This window comes from Streptomyces sp. SA15 (assembly GCF_002291145.1).
Taxonomy (GTDB): domain Bacteria; phylum Actinomycetota; class Actinomycetes; order Streptomycetales; family Streptomycetaceae; genus Streptomyces.
The window spans coordinates 34606-48481 of record NZ_NTGE01000169.1 but is presented as its reverse complement, the minus strand read 5'-3'; the positions used below and the strand labels follow the sequence as shown (position 1 = coordinate 48481).

Below are 13876 nucleotides of genomic sequence, written 5' to 3'. Positions count from 1 at the left end.
GGTACGTCAGGCCCCCCGCAGGCATCATGTGGAGGAGGCGCTGTGAGCAGCGACCCGTGGGGACGCGTCGACGAGACGGGGACCGTGTACGTGCGGACGGCCGACGGTGAGCAGGTCGTCGGTTCCTGGCAGGCCGGCTCCCCCGAGGAGGCGCTGGCCTACTTCGAGCGCAAGTACGAGGGCCTGGTTGTCGAAATCGGCCTCCTCGAGAAGCGAGTGAAGACCACCGACCTGTCGGCGAAGGACGCGCAGGCCGCCATCGACCACATTCGGGAGCAGGTCGACGCACACCACGCGGTCGGCGACCTGGACGCGCTCCGGGTCCGGCTGGACAAGCTGGTGGAACTCGTCGAGAAGCGCCGCGAGGAGCGCAAGGCGCAGCGGGCGAAGCAGTCGGACGAGGCGCGCCACGCGAAGGAGGCGCTGGTCGCCGAGGCGGAGGAGCTGGCGCAGTCCGACCAGTGGCGGGCCGCCGGCGAGCGGCTGCGTGCCCTGGTGGACACCTGGAAGGGTCTGCCGCGTCTGGACCGCAAGTCGGACGACGAGCTGTGGCACCGCTTCTCGCACGCCCGCTCGGCGTTCTCCAAGCGCCGCAAGGCGCACTTCGCCTCGCTGGACGCGCAGCGCGAAGAGGCCCGCAAGACCAAGGAGCGGCTGGTCGCGGAGGCGGAGGCGCTGTCCGGGTCGACGGACTGGGGTCCGACCGCGGCGCGCTACCGCGAGCTGATGGCCGAGTGGAAGGCCGCCGGCCGTGCCCAGCGCGAGCACGAGGACGACCTGTGGAACCGCTTCCGCGGCGCTCAGGACGTCTTCTTCGCCGCCCGCAGCTCGGTCTTCGCCGAACGCGACGCCGAGCAGGCCGAGAACCTGAAGCTGAAGGAGGAGCTGGCCGAGGAGGCCGAGAAGCTCCTGCCGATCGGGGACCTGAAGGGTACGCGGGCCGCGTTCCGCTCGATCAACGAACGCTGGGAGGCCATCGGCCACGTGCCCCGTGACGCGCGGCCGAAGGTCGAGGGCCGGATGCACGCCGTCGAGCGGGCCATCCAGGAGGCCGAGGAGACCGAGTGGCGCCGGACCAACCCGGAGGCACGCGCGCGTGCCGAGGGTCTGACCGGCCAGCTCCAGGCCGCCGTGGACAAGCTGAAGGGCCAGATCGAGCAGGCGCGCGCCCAGGGCAACAACGCCAGGGCCGACAAGCTGGAGAAGGAGCTGGAGGGCCGCCAGGCCCTACTGGACCAGGCATTGAAGGGTCTGCAGGAGTTCGGCGGCTGACGGACACGTGAAGAGGGGCTCCCGTACCTGTCCGGTACGGGAGCCCCTCTCGTCGTATGCGGTGCTAGCGGCTGCGCGCCGACGTCACCCGGTACACGTCGTACACGCCTTCCACACCTCGTACGGCCTTCAGCACATGGCCGAGATGCTTCGGGTCGCCCATCTCGAAGGTGAAGCGGGAGGTGGCGACGCGGTCGCGGGAGGTCTGGACGGCCGCGGAGAGGATGTTGACGTGCTGGTCGGACAGCACGCGCGTGACGTCCGACAGGAGCCGGGAGCGGTCCAGGGCCTCGACCTGGATGGCGACCAGGAAGACCGAGGACTGGGTGGGTGCCCACTCGACCTCGAGGATGCGCTCGGGCTCGCGGGACAGTGAGTCGACGTTGACGCAGTCGGTGCGATGAACCGATACGCCACTGCCGCGCGTGACGAAGCCCATGATGGGGTCGCCGGGGACGGGCGTACAACAGCGGGCCAGCTTGACCCACACGTCGTCGACGCCCTTGACGACGACACCCGGGTCCGTGCTGGAGCGGCGCTTGCGGCTGCGGCCGCGGGACGGCGGTACCGACTCGTCGATCTCCTCGGTGGCGGCCTCCTCGCCGCCGAGCGCCTGGACCAGCTTCTGTACGACGTTCTGCGCGGAGACGTGGCCCTCGCCGATCGCCGCGTACAGCGCGGAGATGTCCGGGTAGCGCATCTCGTGGGCGAGCGTCACCAGTGAGTCACCGGTCAGGATGCGCTGGATGGGCAGGTTCTGTTTGCGCATGGCACGGACGATCGCGTCCTTGCCCTGCTCGATCGCCTCGTCGCGGCGCTCCTTGGAGAACCACGCCCGGATCTTGTTGCGGGCACGCGGCGACTTCACGAAGCCGAGCCAGTCGCGGGAGGGGCCCGCGCCGGACGCCTTGGAGGTGAAGACCTCCACCAGGTCGCCGTTGTCCAGGGTGGATTCGAGCGGTACGAGACGGCCGTTGACCCGCGCCCCTATGGTGCGGTGGCCGACCTCGGTGTGCACCGCGTACGCGAAGTCGACGGGCGTGGCCCCGGCCGGGAGCGCTATGACGTCGCCCTTGGGGGTGAAGACGAAGACCTCGTTGCGGGAGAGGTCGAAGCGCAGGGACTCCAGGAACTCGCCCGGGTCCTCGGTCTCCTTCTGCCAGTCCAGCAGTTGCCGCAGCCACGCCATGTCGTTGATGGCGCCGGCATCCTTGCCGGCCTTGCCGGACGATGACTTCGGCGCGTCCGTACGGACCTTGGAGGCACCGGCGACGGCCTCCTGCTTGTACTTCCAGTGTGCGGCGATGCCGTACTCGGCGCGGCGGTGCATGTCGAACGTGCGGATCTGGAGCTCGACCGGTTTGCCGTTGGGTCCGATGACCGTCGTGTGCAGCGACTGGTACATGTTGAACTTGGGCATCGCGATGTAGTCCTTGAACCGGCCGGGGACCGGGTTCCATCGCGCGTGCACCGTGCCGAGGGCTGCGTAGCAGTCGCGGACGGTGTCCACGAGGACGCGGATGCCCACCAGGTCGTAGATCTCCGCGAAGTCACGGCCGCGGACGATCATCTTCTGGTAGACGCTGTAGTAGTGCTTCGGGCGGCCGGTGACGGTCGCCTTGATCCGGGCGGCCCGCAGGTCGGCCTGGACCTCGTCGGTCACTATGGCCAGGTACTCGTCACGCTTCGGTGCCCTTTCGGCCACCAGCCGTACGATCTCGTCGTACATCTTGGGGTAGAGGATCGCGAAGGCGAGGTCCTCCAGTTCCCACTTGATGGTGTTCATGCCCAGGCGATGGGCGAGCGGCGCGTAGATCTCCAGGGTCTCGCGCGCCTTCTTCTCCTGCTTCTCGCGCTTGAGGTAGCGCATGGTGCGCATGTTGTGCAGGCGGTCGGCCAGCTTGATGACCAGGACGCGCGGGTCCTTGGCCATCGCTACGACCATCTTGCGCACGGTCTCGGCCTGTGCGGCCTCGCCGAACTTGACCTTGTCCAGCTTGGTGACGCCGTCGACGAGCAGGGCGACGGAGTCGCCGAAGTCGCGGCGGAGCTGGTCGAGGCCGTACTCGGTGTCCTCGACGGTGTCGTGCAGGAGACCGGCCATGAGGGTGGCCGGGTCCATGCCGAGTTCGGCGAGGATCGTCGTCACCGCGAGGGGGTGCGTGATGTACGGGTCGCCGCTCTTGCGTTTCTGGCCGCGGTGCCAGCGCTCGGCGACCTGGTAGGCACGCTCGATCTGGCGGAGCGTCGATGTCTCGATCTTCGGGTCGTTGCTGCGGACTATCCGCAGCAACGGCTCCAGGACCGGGTTGTAGGGGTTGGAGCGCTGCACGCCGAGTCGGGCGAGGCGGGCGCGGACGCGGTTGGAGGAGCCGGTGCGGGCGGGCTGGCCGGCGGGCGGGCGGACCGCGGGCGGATTGGTGGGCCGCTGGGCCGATGAGGGTTCCCCCGCTCGAGACGAGTCGAGAGTGGGGGAAGGCTTGGGGCGCGTCTGCTCGGCCGGCTTGTCGACGGGCGTGGACTGGGCATGCTGGACCGGCCCGCGAGTGTCGTTCTTCACGTTCGGCGCGTTGGTCGCGTTCGGCGCGGGCTTCGCCGCCGCTGCCGAGGCGGACTCGGGCTTGGCGGCGGTCAGGTGCTGGGCCTCGTCTGGCAAGAGGGCTCCTCGTGCGCGATCCGGGTCCCCCGGTCAGGCTCCGGAGACCCCATGGTAGCCATCCTGCGCCCCAGGATCGCCTTCAGGCCAATGTGAAGGCCGTCTACCCGAGAAACGCGAGAGGCGGGCGCCGGATTCCTCCGGGCCCGCCTCCCTGTCCTGCGAGGGCCTGCGAGGGCCTTCGAGAGCCTTCGAGAGCCGTCAGACCGTGAGCAGCGCCTCCAGCGGGGCCCCGGACAGGGCCGGTTCCAGGCGGGTGCGGCCGCCGAGGAAGCCGAGCTCCATCAGGACCGCGAGGCCCGCGACCTCGGCGCCCGCCCGGCGGATGAGCTGGAGGGAGGCCTCGGCGGTGCCGCCGGTGGCGAGGACGTCGTCGACGACCAGGACACGGTCGCTCGCGCTCAGGTCCTCGGCGTGCACCTCGATCTCGGCAGAGCCGTACTCCAGGTCGTAAGCCTGGCTGAGGGTGGCTCCGGGCAGCTTGCCCGCCTTGCGTACGGGGATGAAGCCGACGCCCGCGCGGACGGCGACCGGCGCGCCGAGGATGAAGCCGCGGGCCTCCAGGCCGACGATCTTCGTGGCTCCGGTGTTCCCGGCGATCTCGGCCAGCGCGTCGGTGAGCGCGGTGAACGCCGCCGGGTCCGCCAGGAGCGGGGTGATGTCCTTGAACATCACGCCCGGCTCCGGGTAGTCGGCCACGTCACGGATCCGGCTGAGCAGCAGCTCTTCGATGCCGGTCATCGGCGCTTCCCCGAGGGTCGGCCGCGGCCCCGGTTGCGGGAGGCGGGCTGGTTGCGCGGGCCCACGACGGCGGAAGCGGCGTCGACGTCCTCGGGCTCGTCTTCGAGCGGCTCGTCGGTGACCGGCGCGTCCAGGGACTCGCCCTTCGCGGCGGCCTGGGCCCGCTTGGCGAGCACCCGCTTCCTCAGGGCCTTCATCTGCGGCTCGCGCTCCTTGAGGTCGGCGACGAGCGGCGTGGCGATGAAGATCGAGGAGTACGCACCGGCCGCGAGGCCGACGAACAGCGACAGCGAGATGTCGTTGAGCATGCCGGCGCCGAGCACACCGCCACCGATGAACAGCAGGCCCGCCACCGGCAGCAGCGCCACCACGGTGGTGTTGATGGAGCGGACCAGGGTGCTGTTGATCGAGCGGTTGGCGATGTCGCTGTAGGTCCAGCGGGTCTGTTTGGTGATGTCCTTCGTCTGCTCCTTGAGGCTGTCAAAGACGACGACCGTGTCGTAGAGCGAGTAACCGAGGATGGTCAGCAGACCGATCACCGTGCCGGGTGTGACCTCGAAGCCGACGAGGGCGTAGATGCCGACCGTGATGGTGATGTCGTGGATCAGCGCGACGAACGCGGCGAACGCCATGCGCAATTCGAAGGCGATCGCCAGATAGATCACGACCAGGACCAGGAAGATGCCGAGGCCCTGCCACGCTTTGTTGGCAATCTGCTCGCCCCAGCTGGGGCCGACCAGGTCGGCGTTGATGCTCTCGGCGTCGACCTTCAGGTCCTCGGCGAGGTCCGCCTTGATCTGGTTGGACTTGTCGGTGTCGATGCCCGCGACCTGGATGCGCAGGCTGCCGTTGCCGAGCTCCTGCACGATCGCGTCGTGCCCCGAGGCCTCCTCCGCGTACGTCTCGGCCTGGGACACGGAGACGGAGGTTTTCTCCGGGGTGGTGAAGACGGCACCGCCCTGGAACTCGATGCCCATGTTCAGGCCGCGTACCGCCAGGCCGACGATGGCCGTGATGGTGATCAGGATCGAGAGGCCGTACCAGATCTTGCGGTTGCCGACGAAGTCGTAGCCGACCTCGCCACGGTGCAGTCGGGCGCCGAGGTTGCCGAGCTTCGACATCTCACGCCTCCTTCGTCTCGACGGGGGCGGAGGGACGGCGCGTGCGGCGCAGCGGCGGCTTGGCACCCAGGCTCTTCGGGTCGAGGCCGGACCACTTGTGGCCGCTCGCGAAGAACTTGCGGCGGGCCATCAGCGTCAGCAGCGGCTTGGTGAAGAGGAACACGACGACCACGTCGAGCAGGGTGGTCAGACCGAGCGTGAACGCGAAGCCCTGGACCTTGCCGACGGTGACGACGAACAGCACCGCCGCGGCGAGGAACGACACGAAGTCGGAGACCAGGATGGTGCGCCGGGCGCGCGGCCAGGCCCGCTCGACGGCGGGGCGCAGCGAGCGGCCCTCGCGGATCTCGTCGCGGACGCGTTCGAAGTACACGATGAACGAGTCCGCTGTGATGCCGATCGCGACGATGGCACCGCAGACGGCCGGCAGGTTCAGGGCGAAGCCGATGGTCGGGCCGAGCAGCGACATGATCACGTATGTCAGGGCCGCGGAGACCAGCAGTGAGGCGATGGCGATGAACGACAGGCCGCGGTAGTACGCCAGCAGGTAGATGACGACCAGGGCGAGGCCGATCGCGCCGGCGATCAGACCGGCCTTCAGCTGCTCGCCGCCGAGCGCGGCGGTCACCGTGGTGACGCTGTCCTCCTTGAAGGTCAGCGGCAGGGCTCCGTAGGACAGCATGTTGGCCAGGCTCTCGGCCGACTGCTGGTTGAAGTTGCCGGAGATCTCCGCGTTGCCGCCGGTCAGCGCCTGGCTGACGTACGGGTCGGAGACGACCTCGCCGTCCAGGACGATGGCGAACTGGTTCTGCGGGGACTGGTTCTGGGCCAGCTTGCCGGTGATCTCGGCGAACTTCTTGGTGCCGCTGGACGTGAACTCCATGGTGACGGTCCAGCCGGCGCCGGTCGTGGTGTTGAGGACGGCCTGGGCCTTGTCCACGTCCGTGCCGTCGACCTCGGCGGGGCCGAGGATGTACTTCTGCCACTGGCCCTGCGAGTTCTGGCCGCAGGCCACGGTCGAATCGCCGGGCTTGGCACCCTTGCCGGCGTTGGCGCGGGTCTCCGGCTTGCTGCAGTCGAGGGCGGCGTACTGGGCCTCGAGGTTGCCGGTCGCGTCACCGGAGGGGCTGCCGCTCGCGGACGGGGGGGCGCTCGTCGACGGGGATCCACTCGCGGACGGCGTGGGGTCGGCCTTCAGGGCGTCGGTGACCGCGCGGCCCTGCGAGGTGGGGCTGGCGGAGCCGGAGGGCGACTGAGACGAGGTCGCCTTGTCCTTGTCGGCGGACTGGTCGGTCGCCTTGTCCGAGGCGCTGCCGGAGGGGCTCGGCGACGGGCTGGTCGGCGCGGCACCGCCGGAGACCTCGGTCGCGATGACCGGCCGGAAGTACAGCTTGGCGGTGGTGCCGACCTGGTCCTGGGCCTCCTTGGAATTCGTGCCCTTGGGGATGTTGACGATGATGTTCGCGTCGCCCTGGGTCTGAACCTCGGCTTCCGTGACACCCAGACCATTGACACGACGGTTCATGATGTCGACCGCGGTGTCCATGTTGGTCTTGTTGATCGCGGATTCCTGGCCGGCCTCGGGGACCGCCCGGAGCGTGATGCTCGTACCACCGGCCAGGTCGATGCCGAGACGCGGAGTGGTGTGCCCGGAGAGGAACATCCCCCCGGTGAGCGCCACGATGGCGATCAGGATGAGGGCCAGCGAGCGCCCTGGCTTGCTCTGGGCGCTCGCGCTCCGGCCCCTCTTAGGTGCTGCCACCTTCTCGTACTCCCTCTCGGGCCGCCTCGCGCCTGGTCTGCGGGCGGGCGGCCATCACATGGTGTCGGGATCCCGTGCGAGCTGTGCACGGCCGGGGCGCGCGGAGGCAGGCCCGCGCGCCCAGGAGTGTGCGACTACTTCGCGTCGGAGTCGCCGTCGGTCTTCTTCGGCTCTTCGTCCGTCTTCGCCTCGGCGGCGGGGGCCTCGGCGGGCTCCTCGGCCGGGTCCTTCTTACCAAGGTCGACGGACTTGTCGTCGGAAGCGGCGGCAGCGTCGTCGGCGGGCTCGTCGGTTTCGGTGAGGGAGGAGGCGTCGTCCGGGACGTCGGTGTCGGACTTCAGGTCGTGCTCGATGCCGTGGACGATGCGGTTGTACTCGTCGTCGGAGAGAACGGCACCGATCGCGTTCTTCGCGAAGAGCAGCTCCACGCCCGGACCGGCGTCGACGAGAACCGAGTCCTCGTTGACTTCCTTGACCGTCGCGTAGATGCCCCCGATGGTGCGGATGCCACTGCCGGGCTGCATCTGGTTGCGCATGTCGGCGGCCTGCTGCTGCTTCTTCTTCGCCGACCGAGTCATCAGGAACATGGCCCCGATGAGCACGATGAACGGGAGGAGGGTCACGAGACTCACGGGTCGGAACTTCCTTCACGCGACCGCGATGGTGAGCGGCCTGATGGTTGGGGGTGTGCATACCGCCGACAAAGGCGGCATCGGCGGAGTCTAAGCGAGTCCGCGCGCATGGAACAACGTTCAGCATGGCACCGGGGTTCCTGCTCCGGCCAATGCTCGCGCCGTCACCGCGTCGTCACGTCCCGAACAGGTCCTGTTGTCCGTTTCCTGCAGCCGACGAACGGGGCGGGGTGAGGCCGAGATGCGCCCATGCGGCGGGGGTGGCGACGCGACCGCGCGGCGTACGGGCGAGCAGCCCCTCCCGGACGAGGAAGGGCTCGGCCACCTCCTCCACGGTCTCACGCTCCTCCCCCACCGCGACCGCCAGCGTGGACAGGCCCACGGGGCCGCCGCCGAACAGCTTCAGCAGGGCTTCCAGGACGCCTCGGTCGAGGCGGTCGAGGCCGCGGGCGTCGACCTCGTAGACGGCGAGGGCCGCCGCGGCGATGTCGCGGGTGATCAGGCCGTCGGCCTTGACCTGCGCGTAGTCCCGAACACGGCGCAGCAGACGGTTGGCGATACGGGGCGTGCCGCGCGAGCGGCCGGCGATCTCGGCGGCGCCGTCGGGCTCGATCTCCACGTCCAGCAGGTGCGCCGAGCGGTGGATGACGCGCTCCAGCTCGACGGGTTCGTAGAACTCCATGTGCGCGGTGAATCCGAAGCGGTCGCGCAGCGGGGGCGGCAGCAGGCCCGCGCGCGTGGTGGCGCCGACCAGGGTGAAGGGCGGCAGTTCGAGCGGGATGGCGGTGGCGCCGGGGCCCTTGCCGACGATGACGTCGACGCGGAAGTCCTCCATCGCCATGTAGAGCATCTCCTCGGCGGGCCGGGACATGCGGTGGATCTCGTCGAGGAAGAGGACCTCGCCCTCCTGAAGGGAGGACAGGATGGCGGCGAGGTCGCCGGCGTGCTGGATCGCGGGGCCGCTGGTGATCCGGATCGGGGCGTTCATCTCGGCCGCGATGATCATCGACAGGGTGGTCTTGCCGAGGCCGGGGGCGCCGGAGAGCAGCACGTGGTCGGCGGTGGCCCCACGCGCGCGTGCGGCGCGCAGGACGAGGTCGAGCTGTTCGCGGACCTTCTCCTGGCCGATGAACTCGTCCAGGTCCTTGGGGCGCAGGGCGGCCTCGACGGCCTGGTCCTCACCATCGGCGACAGGGCCCACCAGCCGCTCGGAGGCGGGGGTGTCGGTCGTGTCGTCCCAGTTCATGTGGAGTGCCTCAGAGTGTGATGGGTCAGCGGGCTCGGTTGAGAGTCTGCAGGGCCGCCTTCAGCAACTGGCCGACCTGCGGGGTGCCCTCCGCGGCCTCGGCCTGCGGGGCCACGGCGGACACCGCCTCGTCGGCCTCGCGGGTCGCGTACCCCAGGCCGATGAGGGCGGCGTGCAGCTGGTCGCGCCAGCCCGTGCTGACCGGTGCGCCCACCGCGGGCGCGCCGATCGGCTGCCCGAGGCGGTCCTTCAGCTCCAGCAGCAGTTTCTGGGCGCCCTTCTTGCCGATGCCCGGGACAGCGGTGAGCGCCTTCTCGTCCCCGGTCGAGACGGCCCGGCGCAGGGCGTCCGGGCTGTGGACCGCCAGCATGGCCTGGGCCAGGCGGGGGCCGACACCGCTCGCGGTCTGGAGCAGCTCGAAGGTCTGCCGCTCGTCGTCGTCCGCGAAGCCGTACAGGGTCAGCGAGTCCTCCCTTACGACGAGAGAGGTGGCCAGCTTGGCCGGCCGGCCGAGCCGGAGCGTGGACAGCGTGTTCGGGGTGCACTGGATGGCCATGCCGACGCCGCCCACCTCGATCACCGCGGCGTCGGGAGCGAGTGCGGCGACCGTGCCGCTGACGAAGGCGATCATGCCCTACGGCCTTTCGATGCGTGCAGGGCGACGGCCTGCTGGAGTCGGTTCTGGGCGGGGGCGCGCCAGATGTGGCAGATGGCGAGGGCGAGGGCGTCGGCGGCGTCGGCCGGTTTCGGGGGCGCGTCGAGCCGCAGCAGGCGGGTGACCATGGCACCGACCTGGGCCTTGTCGGCGCGGCCGCTGCCGGTGACGGCCGCCTTGACCTCGCTGGGGGTGTGCAGGGCGACGGGAATACCGCGGCGGGCGGCGCAGAGCATGGCGACGGCGCTGGCCTGGGCGGTGCCCATCACCGTGCGGACGTTGTGCTGGCTGAACACCCGCTCCACGGCGACGAATTCTGGCCGGTGTTCATCAAGCCATTGCTCGATGCCCTCTTCGATGGCGACGAGTCGATGGCCCAAGTCCGCGTCCCCGGGCGTGCGTACGACACCGACGCCGAGCATGGTGAGCGACCGCCCGGCCACGCCTTCGACCACGCCGACACCGCATCGGGTCAGCCCCGGGTCCACCCCCAGTACGCGCACGCGCGCTCCCCTCTTTGCGGCTGAACCGCCGCCGCTCTCGCGGAGCTGGCTGAGCACCGTCGTGGGTTCCTCAATTGATGGTCGCGGTCCGTGGACGGTGATCTTTGACTGACGCCAGGCTATCCGCTGCCACCGACAATGACGGCGGGCCGGGGGACGTGGTCCTCCGGCCCGTCAGGATCGGGTGTCCGCGGCAGCGTTACGCGTCGACCTTCTCCATGATCTCGTCGCTGACATCGAAGTTGGCGAAGACGTTCTGCACGTCGTCGCTGTCCTCGAGCGCGTCGATCAGCTTGAAGATCTTCTTCGCGCCCTCTTCGTCCAGCTCGACCTGCATGGTCGGGACGAAGTTGGCCTCGGCGGAGTCGTAGTCGATGCCCGCGTCCTGGAGGGCGGTGCGGACGGCGACCAGGTCGGTCGCCTCGCTGATGACCTCGAAGTTCTCACCGAGGTCGTTGACTTCCTCGGCACCCGCGTCGAGCACGGCGCCCAGGACGTCGTCCTCGGTCAGCTCGCCCTTGGGCACGACGACGACGCCCTTGCGGTTGAAGAGGTACGACACCGAACCGGGGTCGGCCATGGAGCCGCCGTTGCGGGTCATGGCGACGCGGACGTCCGAGGCGGCGCGGTTGCGGTTGTCGGTGAGGCACTCGATGAGCACCGCGACACCGTTCGGCCCGTAGCCCTCGTACATGATCGTCTCGTAGTCGGCGCCACCGGCCTCCAGGCCGGCGCCACGCTTGACCGCGGAGTCGATGTTCTTGTTCGGGACCGACGACTTCTTCGCCTTCTGGATGGCGTCGTACAGCGTCGGGTTGCCGTCCGGGTCGGCACCGCCCATCCGCGCCGCGACCTCGACGTTCTTGATCAGCTTCGCGAAGAGCTTGCCGCGCTTGGCATCGATCACGGCCTTCTTGTGCTTCGTCGTGGCCCATTTAGAGTGGCCGGACATCTGCCTGTCTCCTTCGCGTAACCCATCTCTGTACGAACGGCAGAGATCCTACAAGGACTCCGCTGTCCGCTTCGCGCGGACCATGTCGACGAACAGGGCGTGCACTCGATGGTCGCCGGTCAGTTCCGGGTGGAACGACGTGGCCAGCGCATTGCCTTGGCGGACCGCGACGATGTGGCCGTCGTGCTGGGCCAGCACCTCGGCCTCGGCGCCGACGGACTCCACCCAGGGGGCGCGGATGAAGACCCCCTCCACAGGATCGCCCGCGATGCCCTTGACGTCGAGGGCCGCTTCGAAGGACTCGTTCTGGCGTCCGAAGGCGTTGCGGCGCACGATCATGTCGATGCCGCCGACGGTCTCCTGGCCCGAGCGCGGGTCGAGGATCTTGTCGGCCAGCATGATCATGCCGGCGCAGGTGCCATAGACGGGCATGCCGCTGTGCACGCGCGCGCGTAGGGGCCCCATCACGCCGAAGAGGACGGCCAGTTTGGAGATGGTCGTGGACTCGCCGCCGGGGATGACGAGGCCGTCGACCTCGGCGAGTTCTTCGGGGCGCCGCACCGGCCTGGCCACGGCGTCGGCCGCGGCCAGGGCGATGAGGTGCTCCCGTACGTCGCCCTGGAGGGCCAGGACGCCTATGACAGGTGCGTCGGTCATGTAAGTGCAGTCCTCGGTACGTGCGGTGCCAACAGGTGGCTCACCAGCCGCGGTTGGCGTAGCGCTCGGTCTCGGGGAGGGTGTCGCAGTTGATGCCGACCATGGCCTCGCCGAGGTTGCGGGACGCGTCCGCGATGATCTTCGGGTCGTCGTAGAAGGTGGTCGCCTTGACGATGGCGGCGGCGCGCTTGGCCGGGTCTCCGGACTTGAAGATGCCGGAGCCGACGAAGACGCCCTCGGCGCCGAGCTGACGCATCAGGGCGGCGTCGGCGGGGGTGGCGACGCCGCCGGCGGAGAAGAGGACCACCGGCAGTTTGCCCAGCTCCGAGACTTCCTTGACGAGTTCGTACGGGGCGCGCAGCTCTTTGGCGGCGGCGTACAGCTCGTTGTTGTCGTAGCCGCGCAGCCTGGCGATCTCGTTCTTGATCTGGCGCAGGTGGCGGACGGCCTCGACGACGTTGCCGGTGCCGGCCTCGCCCTTGGAGCGGATCATCGCGGCGCCCTCGGCGATGCGGCGCAGTGCCTCGCCCAGGTTGGTGGCACCGCAGACGAAGGGGGTCGTGAACGCCCACTTGTCGGAGTGGTTGACCTCGTCGGCCGGGGTGAGGACCTCGGACTCGTCGATGTAGTCGACGCCGAGGGACTGCAGCACCTGGGCCTCGACGAAGTGGCCGATACGCGACTTGGCCATCACCGGGATGGACACGGCCTCGATGATGCCCTCGATCATGTCCGGGTCGGACATGCGGGCCACGCCGCCGTCCTTGCGGATGTCGGCGGGGACGCGCTCCAGGGCCATGACGGCGACGGCGCCCGCGTCCTCGGCGATCTTCGCCTGCTCCGGCGTGACGACGTCCATGATCACGCCGCCCTTGAGCTGCTCGGCCATGCCGCGCTTCACGCGGGCGGTGCCGGTCTCGGGAGCCTGGTTGTCGGAAAGCGTGCTGGACACGGGGTGACCTCACTCGGTGAAAGAGGGTTTCTGCAAACACCGAGGAAACGGGAGGGGACCAGGCCACAGCAAGGGCCAATGCGGAGCCGGTGGATCGTTTTCCGGCCAGGGAGCCGGCGAGCAGGGCCTACGCCGGTCGGTCCGCCAGGGCCGCCGGAGGTTCGTCGTCCATCTCGAACGCCATCGGGAACGGCGCGTGTCCCGCCAGTCTGAACCAGCGCACCTTGCGGTGCCGTCGCAGGGCGCGGGCGGCCCGTACGGCATCGTTGTGGAAGCGCCGGGCCATCGGCACCCGGCGCACCGCCTCGGTCAGTTCCCGGGCCGCCGCCTCTCCCCCGGGCGCCTCCCGTACCGCCTCGACCTGCGGGGCCTCGGCGAACACGGCGCGCAGCGCCTGGCTCAACTCGCTCTCGGCGACCTCCCGTTGCTCCTCCTCGGCCTGCCGGGCGGCATGCGCGGCCTCGTACAGGACGATCGACGCGGCCGGGTCGAGCACTCCCGAGGTCGCCAGTTCCTGAGCCACGGAGGCGCGGCGCAGCAGTTGCGCGTCGAGGGCGGCGCGGGCCGCGTCGATCCGGGCGTGCAATCGGTCGAGCCGGCCGGCGGTCCAGCTCAGATAGAGGCCGATCGCGACCAGCGCGACGAGGATCCAGATGAGGGTTGCGGTCACGGGCGGCAAGGCTACCGGTGACCGGCGGAACGTCCGCACCCGCCCGAAACCGGCCTT

The 13876-nt window shown here is 69.6% G+C and carries 13 protein-coding genes; 1 reads left to right on the top strand and 12 read right to left on the bottom strand.

The genetic code is table 11. The features are described from left to right. Window positions 1-42 precede the first annotated feature (42 nt). Entirely contained in the window at window positions 43-1272 is a 1230-nt protein-coding gene (locus CLM62_RS37815) for a DUF349 domain-containing protein (RefSeq protein WP_095754417.1), read from the top strand. Between the two features lie 64 nt (window positions 1273-1336). On the opposite strand, the gene CLM62_RS37810 is transcribed toward CLM62_RS37815, so the two are convergent. From CLM62_RS37810 to CLM62_RS37755, 12 genes are all read right to left on the bottom strand, one after another. Continuing rightward, the gene (locus CLM62_RS37810; protein WP_095754416.1) at window positions 1337-3928 is read right to left on the bottom strand and encodes a bifunctional (p)ppGpp synthetase/guanosine-3',5'-bis(diphosphate) 3'-pyrophosphohydrolase; all 2592 of its coding nucleotides are present in this window, start codon (window positions 3926-3928) and stop codon (window positions 1337-1339) included. Window positions 3929-4129: 201 nt separating this feature from the next. Next, window positions 4130-4669: an adenine phosphoribosyltransferase gene (locus CLM62_RS37805; RefSeq protein WP_095754415.1), complete on the bottom strand. Its 540-nt coding sequence runs from the start codon at window positions 4667-4669 to the stop codon at window positions 4130-4132. Further along, entirely contained in the window at window positions 4666-5790 is a 1125-nt protein-coding gene (secF, locus tag CLM62_RS37800) for a protein translocase subunit SecF (protein ID WP_095754414.1), read from the bottom strand. The genes CLM62_RS37805 and secF overlap by 4 nt, the downstream gene beginning before the upstream one ends. A 1-nt stretch (window position 5791) precedes the next feature. Beyond that, entirely contained in the window at window positions 5792-7552 is a 1761-nt protein-coding gene (secD, locus tag CLM62_RS37795; protein ID WP_095754413.1) for a protein translocase subunit SecD, read from the bottom strand. A gap of 134 nt (window positions 7553-7686) precedes the next feature. Next, window positions 7687-8184 carry a preprotein translocase subunit YajC gene (gene yajC / locus CLM62_RS37790; protein ID WP_095754412.1) on the bottom strand — a complete coding sequence of 166 codons (498 nt, stop codon included), beginning with the start codon at window positions 8182-8184 and terminating at the stop codon, window positions 7687-7689. A gap of 175 nt (window positions 8185-8359) precedes the next feature. Further along, window positions 8360-9430, bottom strand: a complete 1071-nt coding sequence (ruvB, locus tag CLM62_RS37785) for a Holliday junction branch migration DNA helicase RuvB (protein WP_095754411.1) — start codon at window positions 9428-9430, stop codon at window positions 8360-8362. A gap of 25 nt (window positions 9431-9455) precedes the next feature. Continuing rightward, window positions 9456-10061, bottom strand: coding sequence for a Holliday junction branch migration protein RuvA (ruvA, locus tag CLM62_RS37780; protein ID WP_095754410.1), 606 nt, complete (start codon window positions 10059-10061; stop codon window positions 9456-9458). After that, window positions 10058-10588 carry a crossover junction endodeoxyribonuclease RuvC gene (ruvC, locus tag CLM62_RS37775; RefSeq protein ID WP_095754409.1) on the bottom strand — a complete coding sequence of 177 codons (531 nt, stop codon included), beginning with the start codon at window positions 10586-10588 and terminating at the stop codon, window positions 10058-10060. The genes ruvA and ruvC overlap by 4 nt, the downstream gene beginning before the upstream one ends. A gap of 199 nt (window positions 10589-10787) precedes the next feature. Further along, window positions 10788-11540 carry a YebC/PmpR family DNA-binding transcriptional regulator gene (locus CLM62_RS37770; RefSeq protein ID WP_095754408.1) on the bottom strand — a complete coding sequence of 251 codons (753 nt, stop codon included), beginning with the start codon at window positions 11538-11540 and terminating at the stop codon, window positions 10788-10790. Between the two features lie 48 nt (window positions 11541-11588). Continuing rightward, a complete protein-coding gene (pdxT, locus tag CLM62_RS37765; protein ID WP_095754407.1) occupies window positions 11589-12197 on the bottom strand; it encodes a pyridoxal 5'-phosphate synthase glutaminase subunit PdxT in 609 nt (202 codons plus the stop codon). Window positions 12198-12237: 40 nt separating this feature from the next. After that, window positions 12238-13149, bottom strand: coding sequence for a pyridoxal 5'-phosphate synthase lyase subunit PdxS (pdxS, locus tag CLM62_RS37760; RefSeq protein ID WP_095754406.1), 912 nt, complete (start codon window positions 13147-13149; stop codon window positions 12238-12240). A gap of 127 nt (window positions 13150-13276) precedes the next feature. Then, complete coding sequence (locus CLM62_RS37755) at window positions 13277-13819, bottom strand: hypothetical protein (RefSeq protein ID WP_095754405.1); 543 nt, start codon at window positions 13817-13819, stop codon at window positions 13277-13279. Between the last annotated feature and the right edge of the window lie 57 nt (window positions 13820-13876).